The 17,394-nt window shown below is 37.0% G+C and carries 17 protein-coding genes; 12 read left to right on the plus strand and 5 right to left on the minus strand.

Features of this window, described 5'->3' with window-relative positions:
• Together ACOVO2_RS09250 and ACOVO2_RS09255 are read right to left on the minus strand one after the other, a co-directional pair.
• Positions 1-190: hypothetical protein (locus ACOVO2_RS09250; RefSeq protein ID WP_421769688.1), on the minus strand; the 190-nt coding region annotated here is incomplete at its 3' end.
• A 185-nt stretch (positions 191-375) separates the two neighbouring features.
• Positions 376-1,239 (minus strand): geranylgeranylglycerol-phosphate geranylgeranyltransferase, encoded by an 864-nt coding sequence (locus ACOVO2_RS09255; protein WP_421769689.1) that lies wholly within the window; start codon positions 1,237-1,239, stop codon positions 376-378.
• Positions 1,240-1,555: 316 nt separating this feature from the next.
• On the opposite strand from ACOVO2_RS09255, the gene bshA reads away from it, so the two are divergent.
• On the plus strand, positions 1,556-2,686 hold the full coding sequence (gene bshA, locus ACOVO2_RS09260) for an N-acetyl-alpha-D-glucosaminyl L-malate synthase BshA (RefSeq protein ID WP_421769690.1): 1,131 nt from the start codon (positions 1,556-1,558) through the stop codon (positions 2,684-2,686).
• Between the two features lie 216 nt (positions 2,687-2,902).
• Here the strand turns inward: bshA and htpG are convergent, their stop codons facing one another.
• A complete protein-coding gene (gene htpG, locus ACOVO2_RS09265; RefSeq protein ID WP_421769691.1) occupies positions 2,903-4,711 on the minus strand; it encodes a molecular chaperone HtpG in 1,809 nt (602 codons plus the stop codon).
• Between the two features lie 356 nt (positions 4,712-5,067).
• Between htpG and ACOVO2_RS09270 the strand changes: the two genes are divergently transcribed.
• From ACOVO2_RS09270 to ACOVO2_RS09285, 4 genes are all read left to right on the plus strand, one after another.
• The gene (locus ACOVO2_RS09270) at positions 5,068-5,649 is read left to right on the plus strand and encodes a hypothetical protein (protein ID WP_421769692.1); all 582 of its coding nucleotides are present in this window, start codon (positions 5,068-5,070) and stop codon (positions 5,647-5,649) included.
• 175 nt (positions 5,650-5,824) lie between these two features.
• Complete coding sequence (locus ACOVO2_RS09275; protein WP_421769693.1) at positions 5,825-6,895, plus strand: LacI family DNA-binding transcriptional regulator; 1,071 nt, start codon at positions 5,825-5,827, stop codon at positions 6,893-6,895.
• 40 nt (positions 6,896-6,935) lie between these two features.
• Positions 6,936-8,801, plus strand: coding sequence for a redoxin domain-containing protein (locus tag ACOVO2_RS09280; protein ID WP_421769694.1), 1,866 nt, complete (start codon positions 6,936-6,938; stop codon positions 8,799-8,801).
• 43 nt (positions 8,802-8,844) lie between these two features.
• Complete coding sequence (locus tag ACOVO2_RS09285; RefSeq protein ID WP_421769695.1) at positions 8,845-9,705, plus strand: glycoside hydrolase family 16 protein; 861 nt, start codon at positions 8,845-8,847, stop codon at positions 9,703-9,705.
• A 129-nt stretch (positions 9,706-9,834) separates the two neighbouring features.
• On the opposite strand, the gene hemF is transcribed toward ACOVO2_RS09285, so the two are convergent.
• Positions 9,835-10,755: an oxygen-dependent coproporphyrinogen oxidase gene (gene hemF / locus ACOVO2_RS09290; protein WP_421769696.1), complete on the minus strand. Its 921-nt coding sequence runs from the start codon at positions 10,753-10,755 to the stop codon at positions 9,835-9,837.
• Positions 10,756-10,990: 235 nt separating this feature from the next.
• Here hemF and hisC point away from each other — a divergent pair, with 235 nt between their 5' ends.
• A complete protein-coding gene (gene hisC, locus ACOVO2_RS09295; RefSeq protein WP_421769697.1) occupies positions 10,991-12,037 on the plus strand; it encodes a histidinol-phosphate transaminase in 1,047 nt (348 codons plus the stop codon).
• A gap of 237 nt (positions 12,038-12,274) precedes the next feature.
• Entirely contained in the window at positions 12,275-13,039 is a 765-nt protein-coding gene (locus ACOVO2_RS09300; RefSeq protein ID WP_421769698.1) for a hypothetical protein, read from the plus strand.
• 1 nt (position 13,040) lies between these two features.
• Here ACOVO2_RS09300 and ACOVO2_RS09305 read toward each other — a convergent pair whose 3' ends face one another.
• Entirely contained in the window at positions 13,041-13,922 is an 882-nt protein-coding gene (locus tag ACOVO2_RS09305; RefSeq protein ID WP_421769699.1) for a LysR family transcriptional regulator, read from the minus strand.
• Positions 13,923-14,034: 112 nt separating this feature from the next.
• Here ACOVO2_RS09305 and ACOVO2_RS09310 point away from each other — a divergent pair, with 112 nt between their 5' ends.
• The 5 genes from ACOVO2_RS09310 to ACOVO2_RS09330 form a co-directional block, all read left to right on the plus strand.
• The gene (locus ACOVO2_RS09310; RefSeq protein WP_421769700.1) at positions 14,035-14,472 is read left to right on the plus strand and encodes a GNAT family N-acetyltransferase; all 438 of its coding nucleotides are present in this window, start codon (positions 14,035-14,037) and stop codon (positions 14,470-14,472) included.
• A 56-nt stretch (positions 14,473-14,528) separates the two neighbouring features.
• Complete coding sequence (locus ACOVO2_RS09315; protein ID WP_421769701.1) at positions 14,529-15,275, plus strand: hypothetical protein; 747 nt, start codon at positions 14,529-14,531, stop codon at positions 15,273-15,275.
• A gap of 4 nt (positions 15,276-15,279) precedes the next feature.
• On the plus strand, positions 15,280-16,716 hold the full coding sequence (locus tag ACOVO2_RS09320; protein ID WP_421769702.1) for a pyridoxal phosphate-dependent decarboxylase family protein: 1,437 nt from the start codon (positions 15,280-15,282) through the stop codon (positions 16,714-16,716).
• Positions 16,676-17,041, plus strand: coding sequence for a VanZ family protein (locus tag ACOVO2_RS09325; RefSeq protein WP_421769703.1), 366 nt, complete (start codon positions 16,676-16,678; stop codon positions 17,039-17,041). Before ACOVO2_RS09320 ends, ACOVO2_RS09325 begins: the two co-directional genes overlap by 41 nt.
• 132 nt (positions 17,042-17,173) lie before the next feature.
• On the plus strand, positions 17,174-17,394 hold a 221-nt coding region (locus ACOVO2_RS09330), incomplete at its 3' end, for a hypothetical protein (RefSeq protein ID WP_421769704.1).

Below are 17,394 nucleotides of genomic sequence, written 5' to 3' on the forward strand. Positions count from 1 at the left end.
TGATTTGATTTTTTGAAGTATTAAAGTCAATTTTCTTATCTTCTTTCCCATCTTTTACAAATACACGAACTTCTTTTGTATGAACTTCTGGTAAAAATTGAATATTGACTGAATAGCGTTTTTGAGCAAACCCATCAGAAACGAAGAATAGTGATAGACTTAAAAATAAAAGTTTAAAAATGTGTGTCATGATGTGCTTTTTTTAATAGTTTCTCAAGATTTCTCAAAAAGGTCATGGCTAAAGCCGTTTTTGCTTTTACTGTCCTAACATCAGACTTAAGTCTGGGGTTTATAGATAAAACTTCTCAAATGGCTTCAGCCATGACTTAGATTTGAATGATTCACCAGCTTTCTGTGTATCTCATAACTTCTATTCTACACAAAAATCATACTACCGATTCCGAAGATCATAATAAGTTTGCAGACTTTGCTCAGAAACGTAAAATCACGGCGTTTATCGGCCCAGTAAAGTTTATATACAAACCACGAAAACGGAAATACGCCTAAACTAAAAAGTGCAATAAGGTATTGATTATGAAGCGAATAGGCCATAATGAGTAGTATCATCACAAACGAAAGAATGAAAATATAAAGCAGAATTTTGGTTTGCCTGATTCCCCAAATAATCGGAAGCGTTCGGCAACCGTAGCGGGCATCTCCCCTAATATCTTCCATATCTTTAATGATTTCTCGAATCAACGAAATAGAAAAAGCAAACAAGGCATAGATATTCACCAAAGCCACATTTTTTTGGTAATAAACGCCCAAAATAACGAGCGAGAAGGCGGTCAGAAAAGCTACTAAAAAATTACCAATAAAAGCCTTTCTTTTGAATCGTTCGGAATAAAACCAAAGAGCCGAAATGGCCAAAAAATTAATCAAAAAAACCTTCAAGCTCAAGAAAAAACCAATGGCTAAACCAATAAAATTAAGTATCTGATGAATCAGAATCGCACGTCGGCGTTTGATGATTTTACCAATTATTACTTCGTCGGGTTTATTGACTAAATCAATTTTTATATCAAAATAATCATTGATGATATAACCAGCCGCAGCAATGCTGATGGTAGAGAATACGAGCAAAAACTGCTTAAAATCAAGCAGATAATCGAGCCAATTTTCTTTGGGGCCAATCAGAAAAATCCTGACCATGTATTGACTCAATATCACAATCAAGATATTTCGTGACCTTATCAGTCGAAAAAAGGCATTGAGGGTTGCGAAGGTTTTGGAATTCATCGTATCCAAAACTACAAAATTTTCAGATTAATTGCAAGTTATGTTTTCCTATCATTAGCCAATTTTTTGATTACAGAAAATACTCTTTCAATAAATTCATAAATCCGTAATATGATTTTGAGACTTTTTCCATTTTTTTTTGTTGTACTATTAATAGCGGATTTTTCATTTAAAAAGCTATTAGTTATTAGCTGTTGGCTTTTAGCTTCATTAGACGATTTTAGATTTAATTTGTGTCTGCAAAACAACCTGCTTTTCAAGCTAATTGCTAAAAGCACTAAAAAAATCTTTCAAAAAAGTACATTAAACCGCATCTATGAAAATCGGAATTGTTTGTTATCCTACCTTTGGCGGAAGTGGCGTTGTGGCCACCGAACTCGGAAAGGGTCTTGCCAAAAACGGCCATCAAGTACACTTTATTACTTATACTCAACCCGCTCGTCTAGATTTTTTCAACGAAAATATCTTTTACCATGAGGTAAATATTGCCAGCTATCCGCTGTTTCAATACCCGCCCTACGAGTCGGCTTTGGCAGGAAAAATGGTTGATGTAGTAAAGTACGAAAAACTTGATTTGCTACACGTACATTACGCAATTCCGCACGCAACTTCGGCTTTTTTGGCGAAACAAATCTTGAAATGTCATGGTATAAACATTCCTGTAATCACAACCTTACACGGAACCGACATCACGATTGTAGGAAAAGATGCTTCTCTTGCTCCAGTTGTTACGTTTAGTATCAATGAATCAGATGGTGTAACGACGGTTTCGGAAGATTTAAGAAAAGATACTTACGAAGCTTTTGAAATAAGAAAAGAAATCGAGGTGATTCCAAATTTTGTTGATTTGGAACGTTTCAAAAAGCAAAGAAAAGAGCATTTCAAACGAATCATTTGTCCGAACGACGAAAAGTTGCTGGTTCACACATCCAACTTCCGAAAAGTTAAGCGTATCGAAGATATTATTCAAGTTTTTGCGAAACTGAAAAAACAAATCCCGAGTAAGTTGTTACTCGTGGGAGATGGCCCCGAACGTGGCCCAATGGAACAACTCAGCCGTGATATGAATCTGGGTGAAGATGTACGTTTTGTAGGAAAACTTGATGCCATCGAAGAGGTTTTGTCAGTAGCCGATTTATTCTTGATGCCTTCCGAAAAAGAAAGTTTTGGATTAGCAGCCCTGGAAGCAATGGCTTGCGAAGTACCTGTTATTTCATCAAATACTGGTGGTTTGCCCGAACTAAACGTGCAAGGTGTTACAGGCTTTTTGAGCAATGTTGGCGATGTAGATGATATGGTCAAAAACGCAATTTATATTCTGCAAGACGAAAATTTACCAACTTTTAAAGCAAACGCTTTAGCTCGTGCTCAAGAATTTGATATTACGAATATTGTTCCGATGTACGAACGTTATTACGAGAAAGTTTTGGAAGGAATGCTGGTTTAAGCCCAAATAGTGTCTTAGAAAATTAATTTTGAGTAATTAAATTTTATGGTTCTTTGACAATTTTTATGGAGAAAAAGATGGTATCAGAAGTAGAGACAAGGCATGCCTTGTCTCTTCATCGCAACCACAACAAATATCAGACAACCTAATTTATAAAAAAGTCCTCACGAGATATATGAATCAAGTGAGGACTTTTTATTTATCATAAACCGTCTCTTACAAAGCCGCTACAGTACGCTCTACAAACTTAGTCAAATCGGCACCTGTTAGCATTCCTTGTGCCAATAATCCTAAATCGTATAGTTGCTTCGTTAGTGCTTTTTGAGCTTCTGCATCTTCGGTTTTTAATAATTTAGCAATCAAACTGTGGTTTGAGTTAATCACCACGTTGTTTGGCATTGGCATCGAGCCAAACATATCTCCTTGCCCGCTGATGCGTTGCATATCTTTCCAACGACGCATAAATTCTGGCTGTACGATTGTTACAGGAACTTCATCGGCTGGCAACGACTCTAATTGAATCGTGTTTGCACCTGCAACTTCCTTGAATAACTCTTCTACTTTTTTCTTCTCATCATCGCTGAGTACGCTTTCGAGGTTCAATCCTTTATCAATCAATTTGTCGATACTGTCAGAGTCAACACGCTTGAAAGTTGTTTTTTCGAGTTTCGATTCCAAAGCATTGATAAAGTGTGCATCCAACGGCGAATCCATCACCAACACATCGTATTCACGCTTTTTGGCCGATGCAATGAAAGCATCTTGTTGATTTACATCATTGGCATACAAGAATACCACACTTTCATCTTTGTTGGTCTGAACTGCTTGTACTTTTTCACGGTATTCGTCCAACGTAAAGTGCTTACTTTCAACGTTTTTCAATAAGATAAACTCTTTTGCACGGTCATAGAATTTATCATCTGACACGATTCCGTATTTCACGAATACACCCACACTTTCCCATTTTTCTTCAAAACCTGTGCGGTCGTTACGGAAGATTTCTTGTAATTTATCAGCAACTTTTTTAGTGATGTGCGAATTGATTTTCTTCACATTTCCATCAGCTTGCAAATAACTACGAGAAACGTTGAGTGGAATATCTGGCGAATCAATCACCCCGTGAAGCATTTGCAAGAATTCTGGAACAACGTCTTTTACATCATCAGTGATAAATACCTGACGGCTGTATAATTGTACTTTATCACGATTAAGCTGGAAGTCTTTCTTGATTTTCGGGAAGTATAATACACCCGTTAGGTTGAACGGATAGTCAACGTTGAGGTGAATCCAGAAAAGTGGTTCTTCGCCAAACGGATATAATTCTTTGTAGAAAGCCTTGTAATCTTCATCGGTTAATTCTGACGGAGATTTTGTCCAAATCGGATTTGGGTTATTAATTACTTTACCATCAAATTCGATTTCAACTGGCAAGAATTTAGCGTACTTTTCAAGAATTCCGCTAATTCTGAAATTATCTAAGAATTCTTCAGAGTCGGCTGCTACGTGCAAGATAATGTCAGTACCACGTTCTGCTTTTTCGGCTTCAGTGATTTCAAACTCGGTGCTACCGTCACAAATCCAACGAGCAGGAGCATCATCACGGAACGATTTTGAAATAATTTCTACGTTTTCCGACACCATAAATGCCGAATAAAAACCTAAACCAAACTGACCGATGATTTGGTTAGTATCGGGCGTGTCTTTGTATTTTTCTAAGAATTCTTTCGCTCCAGAGAAAGCAATTTGGTTGATATATTTCTTGATGTCATCGGCACTCATACCAATTCCTTTGTCAGAAATCGTAATTGTTTTTGCTTCTTTATCAACCGAAACCTTGATGGTCAAATCGCCCAATTCGCCATTAAACTCACCCATCGAAGCCAATTTTTTTAATTTTTGTGTGGCATCAACGGCGTTTGAAACCAACTCACGCAAGAAAATTTCGTGATCAGAATAAAGAAACTTTTTAATGATTGGAAAAATATTTTCCGTGTTAATCGAAATTGTACCTTTTTCAGCTACCATGATATGTTTTAATGTATAATGTAAAGTGAAATATTAGTATCCGTCACTAAATTTTTGACATTTTTGCATACAAACCTTTGTCGAGGTTCGGCAATCCGTACTCATCAAAGGCTGTTCCAAAGCCCACAATACTGACAGATTGTCAGTTTACAAGTCAATAATCGGCGGTCAACAGCCAACAATAAGCTTTTTGAGGAATGCAGTCAAAAACCCTTTTTGTCTCCCAAAATCATTTGTCATTTTAGTATTTTCTGCAAACTGGCTAAAAATAATTATGCAAAGTTTTATACTAATTTTACTCGAAATGATGTTTATTCGGTTAATTAGTTTTCTTAAAACCAAGCACAAAAACAACCGTGAAAAAATTTCTTATCATTTGTTCATTTCTTGCTATCGTTTCCGAATCTTTTGCTCAAGCCGAATACCATACGCCATTCAGATGGGATATTGGTATGCACTACGCTCGCCCTAAAAACTATGGTTTTGGCTTGGGAATTTATACCGAACCTAAATATTTAGTCAACGATAATTTATCAGTAGGCTTACGCTTGGAAGGAACTGTGCTGGGCCGACTCAAAGTAAATGCTTCCTCGGATAACGGTGGCTCGCTGGGCTGGGTTAGCTCGCTTTTGGCTATTTCAGATTATCATATTGGCGAAGGTCATTTCCGCCCGACAGTTGGACTTGGAGCTGGACTTTACCGACCAACAGCAGCATCTTACAGTCAAGGAGAAAACTATCCAGATATAGCTCGTGGGAGCAAATTTGGTGTTTCGCCACGTATAGGTATTGATTTATGGCATTTCAGATTTTCGGCAGATTATAACTTTATTTTTGGCCAACGAAACCTCATTGACGGACAAAAAATTGACCTTAACCAAAATCACCTCACTATCAAGATGGGTATTTTCTTCGGTGGTGGTTTGAGACAGGAGTAGGGATTTGTTATTTGTTACTCGAGAACTGGTTATTGATGTGGCACATCCTTCAAGGTGTGCCACATTTTTTATAGGTTAATAATTCATGTCTATGTAAAAAAATAATTTAACCGAGTCTATTTGATGAAATGATGGAATAGAAACTCAAAATTTTATCAAAAAAAAGGTAAATACGTTGCAAAAATATACCTTTGCAATAGAATCTGTTATTTATGTAAGAGCTGTGAAAGATAATTCTCAAATAATCACGATTAAAGACATTGCACGAAAGTTTAAATGCTCGCCCTCGACGGTCTCAAGAGCATTGAACGATAACCCCGTGATTAATGAAGAAACCCGCAAGACGATTCAGGAATATGCTGAAAAAATGGGCTATCAACGAAACATCATTTCGTTGAGTTTACTCAATAAATCGTCAAAAACGCTGGGCGTAATTTTGCCCAATATCAATCATTTTCATGAGTCGGCCATGCTCGAAGGGCTGCAATCTACTTTCCAACCACTCGGCTATCTACTCAATATCTGTGTAACCAACGAAAGCTACGAACTCGAAAAACAATACATCGAACGCCTATTGGCGAATCGTGTAGATGGAATTTTCTTGTCAATTTCGCAGGAAACCTACGATGGCGGGCACTATGAGCATATCGAGAAGGTGGTCAGACGAGACATTCCGTTGGTCTATATCGACCGCAAATATGACACTGCTTTGGCCAATGGTGTAATCGTTGATGACTATGATGGAGCCTACATGGCTACTCAACACTTGATAGAAATCGGGTGTAAGAGAATTGCACATTTGCGTGGACCAAAAGGTTTGACGGTGTCAGAATACAGATTCAACGGCTACCGAGATTGCTTACTAAAACATAATTTACCAGTAGAAGAAACTTTAGTTTGCACAACTAATTTTGAGGTTGAAAGTGCCATCGAACCAACCAAATATCTACTCGATTTACCCGAAAGACCCGATGCCATTTTTGGTGTAAACGACCATGTTTGCATCGGTGCGATGTCGGTTATCCGAGAGCGAAACCTGCTCATTCCTCAAGACATTGCACTCGTCGGATTCGACGACTCGCCAATCGCTCAGTATTTTTGTCCACCGCTGAGTTCGGTACAGCGTCAAAGTCGGCAAATTGGTTTAGTAGCTTCAGAACTTCTTTTGGGCCAGCTAAACAATAAAGTGTTGGATAGCAAAGTTTTATCTTCAAAACTTGTTATTCGGGAGTCTTCGAGAAGATAGATTACATAAAACTTTATCCACCTAAACCTATATATTTTCAATGAGAAAGTTATTTACCATCTTTTTCTTGCTACCTCTATTCTCAAATGCACAAGTAAGTTTTTCAAATGACAAACCTAAATTTGGGGAAACCGTAAGTTTTACTTATAATCCATCTACCATTTTAGCAAATTCTTCACTGATTAAAGCTGAAGCTTTCTATTTTGAAGCTAAAACAGTTTTTACTTCTTCTACCCCTATTTCGTTAATAAAAGAAGGAAATGTTTGGAAAGGAAGTTGCGAACTAAAAAAGAATAATCTCGTTGGATTAATGTTGGCATTTAGAGATTCCACAGGAAAGCTGATTGATAACAACAAAGAAAATGGTTATATCTTACTGATTCATGATGAGAATGGAAAACCTGTCAATGGTGCTTTTTTGGGTTTAGCTATGATTCAGAACTCTGCAATGCAGAACCCTGCATTTAGAATGAAACGAGATATACTTGAACAAGTCACTTTTTTTGAAAAAGAGTTTGAGAGAAATCCCGAAATGAAAGAAAGTGTTTGGATGAATTACTTAGTTGCTCTTACACTTAGCAAAAAAGAAGGCTACAAAACCATAATTGAGAAGGAGTTAGATGTAAGATTTGACGCAAAAGAGCCAAAAAGTTCAGAATTATCAGCTGTTGCTGCATTGTATAAACAAATTGGAAATAAAGAAAAATCTGAAAAATATGCTCAAATAATCAAGAAAAATGAACCAAAAGGCACATTTGTTCAACAAGAAAAATATCTCAAAATTGTAGAAGAAGATGATAACGACAAAAAAATAGCTTTGTTTGAAGCATTTGAAAAGGAGTTTCCCAACTCCCTGATGTCTTCTGCGATGGCCATAACAATGATTAGTAATTATGTAAGTACGGGTAATATCACCAAAATAAAAGAATTTGCAACACGGTATGAATTAAAAATAAGAGATAATAAAGCATCCTTTTATAATACAATTGCAACCCAAATGGCAGAAAAAAACTTAGATTTAAAATCTGCCGAAGCTTTTTCACTTAAAGCAATCGAGGCTTACCAAACAGAAAAAAAGAAATTACCAACATCAAGCAGACCCTACGACTTAATTTTTAGAGACACCTACGCAACCATTCTCGAAAAACAAGGTCGCTTAAAAGAAGCCCTCGAAAACTACAAATTGGCACTTGGTGGCACTCCCGAAGAGTGGAGTAACAAGGTAAACGAAAGCTACATACTACTTGCCATAAAATTGGGACAAAAAGATGAAGCCAAAACAATGGGCGAGGCATTCATAAAAGCAGGAAAAGCGACCGAAAAAATACGAACAGCTATAAAGGATTTATACATCAAAAGTAATGGCAAAAAAGGGGTTGAAGCATACATTGCATCACTTGAAAGTGAAGTTAAAGAGAAAAATAAAAATGAAATTTTATCTCAGATGATTTCAGAAATTGCCCCTAACTTTGAACTTAAAGACCTTTCGGGCAAAAATATCAACTTAACCGATTTACGCGGAAAAGTGGTAATACTCGACTTTTGGGCTACTTGGTGCGGACCTTGTATTAGGTCTTTTCCTGGAATGCAGAAAGCACAAGAAAAATATAAGAATAATCCAAACGTTAAGTTTCTGTTTATCAATACTTGGGAACAAGGAAATGATTATCTACCAAAAGTAAAAAAACTAATTACTGATAAAAAATATACTGACTTTACTGTACCAGTTGATGTCGATAGTAAAATTGTTTCGACTTACAAAGTAGAAGCTATACCGACAAAATTTATAATTGACCCAGAAGGGAATATTCGTTTCAAAAGGAGAGGTTCGTCAGATGATGTAGAGGAAATTGTAGAAGAAGTTTCATTAATGGTTGATGCACTTTTAAAAGAATCTAAAAAATGATAGTTTTTTCGTAATTTAGTCGCTCATTCAACCTAACAAACTCATGCAAAAACAAATCTTATTAGCAAGCTCGACATTGGTAATGCTGCTTTATGTAGCTTGCCAGAAAACTCCCAATGAAGATACTTCATACATCACTCCTCCCGTAATAATACCCGAATACAAAATCGACAAAACTACGCCTGTTTGGGCTGATGAGTTTGACTATAAAGGTCTGCCAGATAGCAAAAAATGGAGCTACGACATTGGCGGAAATGGCTGGGGAAACCAAGAAAAACAATACTATACCAATGACCTTAAAAACGCTCGGGTAGAAGATGGTAAGTTGATTATTGAAGCCCTCAAAGAAAAATTATCAAACAATGATTATACGTCGGCTCGCCTTGTGAGCAAAGGAAAAGGAGATTTTCTCTACGGCAGAATTGAAATAAAAGCTAAATTACCGAAAGGACGTGGCACTTGGCCGGCCGCTTGGATGCTGGCAACCGAACAAAACTACGGAACAAGTTATTGGCCAGATAATGGCGAGATAGACATCATCGAACACGTAGGTTTCGACCAAAATCGTATTCATGGAAATATTCATACCAAAGCCTTTAATCACAGCATTGGTACTAATAAAGGGAACAGTATTGTGGCCGAAAGCAATGTTTCAGATAATTTTCATGTGTATGCCTGCGAATGGTTACCCGATAAAATCACGATTGAACTTGATGGTAAGCCCTATTTTACTTTCATCAAACCAAGCAGTGATTGGAAAGAATGGCCTTTCGATAAGAAATTTCACATATTACTAAATATTGCCATCGGCGGAGGTTGGGGCGGTCAACAGGGTATTGATGATAGCATTTTCCCGCAAAGAATGGAAATAGATTATGTAAGAGTTTATCAGGCTGTGAAGTAGTATTCAGTCCACGGTCGATAGTCCACAAGTCAACAGTAGTTTTTAACGGAAAAATAAATGTCCTTCAAAAATAATTTTGAAGGACATTTATATTATATTTATCATTAATCATTCATAATTAAACATTATCTATATCCAATCAATTCCCTTTTTCAACAAGCTCAACGTACGCTCTTCGGGACTATTGGCTTGGGGTTTGTAATCATACACCCAGTTGGCAACGGGCGGTAAACTCATCAGAATAGACTCGGTGCGGCCATTGGTTTCGAGTCCAAATTTTGTACCTCTATCCCAAGCCAAATTAAATTCAACATAACGCCCACGACGCAACATTTGCCAAGTTTTCTCTTCTTCTCCGAACGGAATCTGAGCATTTTTTGCCATCAAATGTGTGTAAATTGGAGCAAAAGATTCACCAACTGACTTTACAAATTCAAAAATATCCTCTTTTGTTTTCGTGTCATTTGTAAGCTCCCCTTTAGGGGCTGAGGGTTTCAAATAATCAAAGAAAATCCCTCCTACTCCACGCGTTTCTTGGCGGTGCGGAATATAGAAATAATTATCGGCCCATTCTTTATATTTTTTGTAAGCATCGGCATCGTGTTTATCACAAGCATTTTTGAGCTGCTCATGAAACCAACGAGCATCTTCGTCAACTACATAATGCGGCGTGAGGTCAATACCACCACCAAACCACGAAATGCCATTCGACATCTCGAAATATCGCACATTCATGTGAATAATTGGCACCATCGGGCTAATAGGATGCTGCACGATACTTACGCCAGTTGCAAAATAGTCTGCTTTTTCATCAAGTTTGAGCTGTTTTTGTAAAGCATCAGAGGTTTCGCCCGTAACGACCGAAAAATTTACACCGCCTTTTTCGATGATATTTCCGTTGGCAATTACACGAGTTCGACCCCCACCGCCGCTATGATGCTGCCAATTATCTTCTTGAAATTTGCCTTTTCCATCGGTAGCTTCGAGGGCTTGACAAATATTATCTTGCAGGGTTTTGAAGTATTCGGCAATATTTTCTTTGGATAACATAAGATTCTTTTGAAATTTTGTAACAAAGTTAGAATAAGATTGAAGAGTTTTAAAGAATAATGTAATTACGAATGACGAATTACGAATTGCGAATTCTTCAAAACCCTTAATATCAACATTTTAACTACTGACTAAGTAGTTTTAATATTCATAAAATTTGCAATGATGTAAGATACAATATCGAATTGAAATTCGTAAATCTTAAATCGTAAATCGTAAATCATAAAATCGCCTCATGTTTTCATTAAGTAAAGTTATTCGTCCACATATTCTATCGCTTACGCCCTATTCGTCTGCACGTGATGAGTATTCGGGTTCGGAAGGAACATTTCTCGATGCCAACGAAAATCCATTCGGCTCGGTAATTTCGGGAAATTATAATCGCTACCCCGACCCTTATCAGTCGGTTGTCAAAGAAAAATTGGCCACAATTAAGAAAGTGCGTCCAACGCAAATTTTCTTGGGTAATGGCTCAGATGAAGCCATTGATTTGGTGATTCGTGCCACTTGTGAGCCTCAGCAAGACAATATCTTAATTTTGCCACCCACCTACGGCATGTATAAAGTCTGTGCCGACGTGCAGAATGTTGCCGTAAAACAAGTACCGCTCACGCCCGACTTTCAAGTAGATACGAAAAAGGTACTCGAAACGGCTGATGCTCACACTAAAATTATCTGGATTTGTTCGCCCAATAATCCATCGGGAAATCTCATTGAGCGAGCTTCTATTTTGCATATTTTGGATAATTTCACAACTGGCTTGGTAGTGGTTGATGAAGCCTACATTGATTTTGCCAAAGAAGAATCGTTTACACAATTACTTGATAAATATCCAAACTTAGTTGTGATGCAAACCTTCTCAAAAGCTTGGGGATTGGCGGCATTACGTTTGGGAATGGCCTTTGCATCGGAGGAAATTATCAAGATTTTGAACAAAATAAAGTATCCTTATAACCTCAACGGCGTTACGCAAAAACTACTTTATGCGGCTTTGGGGAAAGAAGAGAAAAAAGATAAGTACGTAAAACAAGTGCTAAAAGAACGTGAGCGTTTGCACAAAAAACTGGCCGATTTAAGCATTGTGAAGCACATTTTTCCATCAGATTCTAACCAACTTTTGGTAAAATTTACCGATGCAAATGCCGTTTTTCATTACTTAATTGAGCAAAAAATCATTACTCGCCTTCGTTCAAGTGTTATTTTGTGCGAAAACTGTATCCGTATTTCAGTCGGTACAAAAAAAGAAAATGAGATACTTTTGAAAGCTTTGAAGAAATATTAACTGACGTTTACGCATTTTTTAAAATCCGAAGGATTGTCTCATTTTGTAGCCGTCGATTTTAATCGACGGTAGTAATTGCAAGAACAAATTAAGTTCCACAGGAACGGTACATTTATTATATGGGTCGTTCCGATGGAACTTTTAAAAACTATGTCTATCGTTTTTACCATCGATTGAAATCGAAGGCTACAAAATGAATCGAGCCGATGGCTCTGCGTAACATCAAGTATTAAGTTTATGAAATTTTGCCGTATTATTCTGATATTTATTCTTTATTCAAACTATTCGATTGCTCAGAATAAAAGTCTTTGGGCTATCGAACAGGAGCTTTATAAAGATTACGAGGCTTTATCATCAAACGAAGACTGGGAAATAAGAGAAGAATTAGCTAAAAAGTTTAAGAAAAAATTTGAAAGTTTTTTACGTAAATATCCTACTACTTTCGACTATACTTTCACTAAATTATTAAGTACTAAGTATTTTCACATCACTACTTCAAAAGATAAACGATTAAAAATATATAGCTGGAATGAACAAACAGGAGGTTCTATGCGAATTTTCTGTTCGATTTTCCAATTTAAATCGAATGAAAAAATAGTTATAGATTACCCTAATGATTACGAAGATACCTTTTATTCGGCTATCCATGAAGTAAAAATTGGTCAAAGAACATATTACTTAGCTATCAATAATGGTATTTATTCAAACAAAGATGCAAGTCAAGCAATTGAAGCATTTTATATAAAAAACAATAAAGTTATCCGTTCGACTGACCTTTTTGTCTCTAAAAATAATCAAACGGGAGATATAGAAGTCTCATACGATTTTTTCAGTGTAGTTGATAGGCCCGAACGTCCAGTCGAAATTATTAGCTACGACAATCGTTTGAAAATAGTCTATATCGCCCTTGTTGACGAATCAGGCAAAGTAAGTAACAGTAATCTTCTCTACCAGCTAAAAGGCGAAAAATTTGTTTATATCGGCATTAAAAAAGCTAAGTAAATCAACTTCCCATCACCTTATCAACAATCTCAAAGAAAGGCTTTAGCTCTTTCTCTCTGCCACGTAGCCAAAGCATTAGCATGGAGGCTTTCAAAGAAATGTTGTTTAGTTCAATAAACTTTACATTCATATTTTGTCCGCTCAATGCCGATTTTGGCTCAATTGAGATTCCCAAACCCGCTTCAACCAATCGCAAAACCGTATTTGAATTGCCTGATTGATAGGCCACCTTCGGGATAAAACCATACGATTGACACAGGGCTTCGAGGCTTTCCACATAACCAGAACTTTCGCTTCGTGGCGGTAAAATAAAATTTTCATCAGCTAATTGTGCCAGCGACTCAAAGTTTGTTGTGTCTAAATGATGTTTCTGCGGTAGAATTATTACAAAATTCTCGACATAAATCGTGCGAGCATTTAATTCTTTCGGTACTATCATATTGGGGCCAAATGCCACATCAATTGTGCGGTTTATGAGAGCATTAATGCCATAGAGATTGGTGGTTTCATTCAAATTTGTTTTCATTAAGGGCATTTCGGCTTGAATTCTCGCCAAAATATTCGGTAATAAAAACTGCATCGACGAACTCGAATGAGCTATTTTTATTTCGCCACCCTCGCCTTTATGAATCTGAAAAGTTCGCTGTTTTACTCGCTCAAAATCTTCTAAAATCCGCTCACATTCCTCCTTAAAGTATTCTCCAGCAGTTGTCAGAGCCACATTTCGTTTATTTCTATCAAATAAAACTACGCCCAGCTCTTCTTCCAAAGCCATTATTTGTCGGCTGAGGGCGGGTTGAGCGATGTATATTTCGTCGGCTGCTTTTCGGAAATTCAACGTTTCCGAAAGTTTCAAAAAGTGTTCAATCGTTCTAAAATCCATTATTGATTCATTTTTGGCATCAAATAATCAAAATTAAGTATTTTTTGTTATCAAAAATAAGTGATTGTTTTGCAAAAGAAAAACACCAAGCAATATTAATTATCAGTAAGTTATGGAAATTCTTCAAGCCACAATCGACCACGTTGAATACGTAGCTGTGCTATTTGACGCTTATCGCCAATATTATGGTCAAGATTCTGACTTAGAAGGAGCTAAGAAATTTTTATCTGAGAGAATTCAACAAAACGAATCTGTGATTTTTGTGGCATTCAAAGATGGGCAGGCAGTTGGTTTCACGCAGCTTTACCCCACATTTTCATCGGTTTCGATGAAACGCCAATGGGTACTAAATGATTTATTCGTAAAGGCCGATGCCCGAAACTTAGGTATTGGAAAAGCTATTTTACAAACTGCTCAAGCATTTGTAAGCACACAAAAACATAAGGGTTTGCTACTTGAAACAACTCCCGATAATACAAAGGCACAAAAACTCTACGAAAGCCTCGGCTGGAAGCGAGAAGAAAACTTCTACTACTATTGGCAAGCGTAGAAAAAAACAACAAACTGACTAATTAAGATTGCTTTATTACACTTCTCAACAAACAAATGAAACCACTATTATTTACTTTTCTAACTTGTTTTATTACTTTTAAAGCTTTTTCGGAAGATAAAAAAGATTCGATTCAAACTCAAAAATCACCGATTCAGTTATCGGGAAATGTACAACTTACCAACAATGGTATTTCCCCCGTACCAGCATTCGCACTCGGAAAACCCGCTCTTATGACAGGTTTTTCTATAAAAAAAGGTAACTTTTCGTTTTCACCCGCTTTAAATTACGGCATTGATGGCAAACCTTGGGTATCGAATAGTTGGTTGAGAGTACAATTTCCACGTAAGAAATTCACCTTTCGCACGGGTATAAACTGGTCGTTGTTTTTTAAAAGAACCAATATTACCGAAAATTTACAGACATTTGAGGTTCAGAGAGTCAATAAATATTTAGAATTTGAAGCAGCGACAACTTACAAAATCTCCGAAAACTCAAGTATTCAAGCCCTGTGCTGGTACACCAAAGGCATTGATATAGATGCCGTAAAATCTGGCTATTTTTACAGCCTATCGGCCAATATTAGCAAAATACGCCTCTCGAATTCGGTAAAATTAGCACTCAAGCCAAATTTGTTTTATATTGATAACAGTATTCCGTTTAAAGGACTTTTTGCTTCGGGGATTGCGGTTTGGTCGTATAAAAACCTACCTGTTTCTATCTCGATGCAGGCAGTTAAGCCTTTAATAGTGACACCCAAAAGCGATTTTAATTGGAATATTGGTTTAAATTTTGATTTCTAAAAAAATGACAATTCTTCAACAAGCTTTTTCGCCCGATGCTTTTCGCCAAAATGCCCATAATTTGGTCGATTTATTGGCTGACTATCTGGAATCTGCTCAAAATCAGACAATTACGAGTGTAATTCCATACCAAGAACCCGACGAATCGTTGGCCTTTTGGCAGGCAGATTACGAGCAAGGTGCAGGAAATGTTGAAGATTTTTTCAAGAAAACCATCGAAAAATCAACCCATTTACACCATCCACGCTACATGGGGCATCAGGTTACGCCACCTTTACCAATCACAGCGGTAGCCAGTATGCTTTCTGGTTTGCTCAACAATGGCATGGCGGTTTATGAAATGGGTTTGGTGTCGAACCCACTGGAAAGAATTTTATCAGAACTATTGGCCAAAAAAATTGGCTTTGATGAAAATTCCAGTGGATTACTCACTTCGGGCGGAACTTTGGCAAACCTTACGGCACTTTTGGCAGCTCGTGCTGCTAAAACTGATGTTTGGGAAGAAGGAACAAGTGAAAAATTGGCGGTTATGGTTTCGGAAGAAGCCCATTATTGCATCGACCGTGCCGCCCGAATCATGGGAATAGGCAGCGAAGGAATCATAAAAGTTCCGACAAATGAGAAGTTACAAATCCGAACCGATTTATTAGAAAAATACTACAACGAAGCTACCGAAAAAGGTTTTCGAGTGATTTGTATTGTAGGTAGTGCCTGCTCAACTTCCACCGGAAGTTATGACGATTTAGCAGAAATTGGCCATTTTGCCCATAAACACCAAATCTGGTTTCATGTGGATGGAGCTCATGGTGGAGCAGTTATTTTCTCCGAAAAATACAAACATAAAGTAAATGGCATAGCACAAGCCAACTCAGTGGTAATTGATTGGCACAAAATGTTGATGACTCCCGCTTTGGCAACGGCTTTGATTTTCAAACGAGATGAAGATGCTTTCAAGACTTTCCAACAAAAAGCACAATATTTGTGGGCAAATCAGCACTCAAAAGATTGGTTTAATTCAGGAAAACGTACTTTTGAGTGTACAAAATTAATGATGAGTCTAAAAATCTATTCAATTTTGAAAGCTCACGGCGAGCAAATTTTTACCGAAAATGTAGAGTACTTGCACGGTCTGGCCGAAAAATTTGCCAATTTAGTGAAAGCCCGACAAAACTTTGAACTCGCTATTGAGCCAGAAAGTAATATTGTATGTTTTAGAGCAGCCCCCCCCGCCCCCATTAGGGGAGCTTTAACTCAAAACGACCTAAATTCAGCCATCAGAAAACAGATTTTACAAGAAGGCAATTTCTATATCGTACAAACAACTTTAAAAGAAAACGTTTATCTTCGTGTGTCGTTGATGAATCCGCTCACAACAGAAACCGACCTAAACGCACTCTTAGATGAAATTGAAAGAATTGGCAATCAAATTTCTGGAAAATAAATATTTAGCTTTTGCTATTACGCTCATCATTTTTATCCTCTGCACAATGCCGAGTGAAAAATTACCCGATGCTGATGATAAAACGGCCCATTTTGTAGCTTTTGCAGGATGGGCTTTTTGCTGGCAATTTGCGTTCAAAAACTACTCAAAAACGCTAGTTATTGGCATTCTCTACGGTATTCTCATCGAATTTTGTCAGGGGGCACTTCCTACATCATTTCATCGTAGTTTTGATTGGTATGATGCTTTGGCCGATGGTGTGGGCGTAATAATTGGTTTATTAATTTATTTTCTTGCCAATAAGATTATACAAAAAGGCTCGTAAAAGAGAAAGGTGCATTTATTAATAAATTTAATTATATTTGTATTAAAATAAATGTAGAGATATACATTTAAGCCAGAAAACAGACTTATAAATACTCTTTATAGATATACTTGTAACTGTGAATCTGGAAACATGAAAATACGACCTCAATACCTAACCTTACTTACTGCAGGATTGGCATATTTCGCCAATGTTTTTTGTGTTAATCTTACCTATGTGTTCAAAAAAGAACCATTTATTGATTTTGGTTTTACCGAACAACAACTTATTGAGGCCAATAGTAATCTACTTGTTTTTCAACATATTGGCATATTTTTGGGTGTAATAATTTTTGGGTCATTGGCCGATAGAAA

The sequence above is a fragment of the Emticicia sp. genome (genome assembly GCF_049241225.1).
Taxonomy (GTDB): domain Bacteria; phylum Bacteroidota; class Bacteroidia; order Cytophagales; family Spirosomataceae; genus Emticicia.

Excerpts from the sequence above, each read along its gene's own strand:
- hemF (WP_421769696.1), bottom strand. The coding sequence starts at position 10,755 with ATGTTATCCAAAGAAAATATTGCCGAATACTTCAAAACCCTGCAAGAT.
- ACOVO2_RS09325 (WP_421769703.1), top strand. The coding sequence starts at position 16,676 with ATGAAATTGAAAGAATTGGCAATCAAATTTCTGGAAAATAAATATTTA.
- hisC (WP_421769697.1), top strand. The coding sequence starts at position 10,991 with ATGTTTTCATTAAGTAAAGTTATTCGTCCACATATTCTATCGCTTACG.
- ACOVO2_RS09320 (WP_421769702.1), top strand. The coding sequence starts at position 15,280 with ATGACAATTCTTCAACAAGCTTTTTCGCCCGATGCTTTTCGCCAAAAT.
- ACOVO2_RS09255 (WP_421769689.1), bottom strand. The coding sequence starts at position 1,239 with ATGAATTCCAAAACCTTCGCAACCCTCAATGCCTTTTTTCGACTGATA.
- ACOVO2_RS09300 (WP_421769698.1), top strand. The coding sequence starts at position 12,275 with ATGAAATTTTGCCGTATTATTCTGATATTTATTCTTTATTCAAACTAT.
- htpG (WP_421769691.1), bottom strand. The coding sequence starts at position 4,711 with ATGGTAGCTGAAAAAGGTACAATTTCGATTAACACGGAAAATATTTTT.
- ACOVO2_RS09285 (WP_421769695.1), top strand. The coding sequence starts at position 8,845 with ATGCAAAAACAAATCTTATTAGCAAGCTCGACATTGGTAATGCTGCTT.
- ACOVO2_RS09315 (WP_421769701.1), top strand. The coding sequence starts at position 14,529 with ATGAAACCACTATTATTTACTTTTCTAACTTGTTTTATTACTTTTAAA.
- bshA (WP_421769690.1), top strand. The coding sequence starts at position 1,556 with ATGAAAATCGGAATTGTTTGTTATCCTACCTTTGGCGGAAGTGGCGTT.
- ACOVO2_RS09305 (WP_421769699.1), bottom strand. The coding sequence starts at position 13,922 with ATGGATTTTAGAACGATTGAACACTTTTTGAAACTTTCGGAAACGTTG.
- ACOVO2_RS09280 (WP_421769694.1), top strand. The coding sequence starts at position 6,936 with ATGAGAAAGTTATTTACCATCTTTTTCTTGCTACCTCTATTCTCAAAT.
- ACOVO2_RS09310 (WP_421769700.1), top strand. The coding sequence starts at position 14,035 with ATGGAAATTCTTCAAGCCACAATCGACCACGTTGAATACGTAGCTGTG.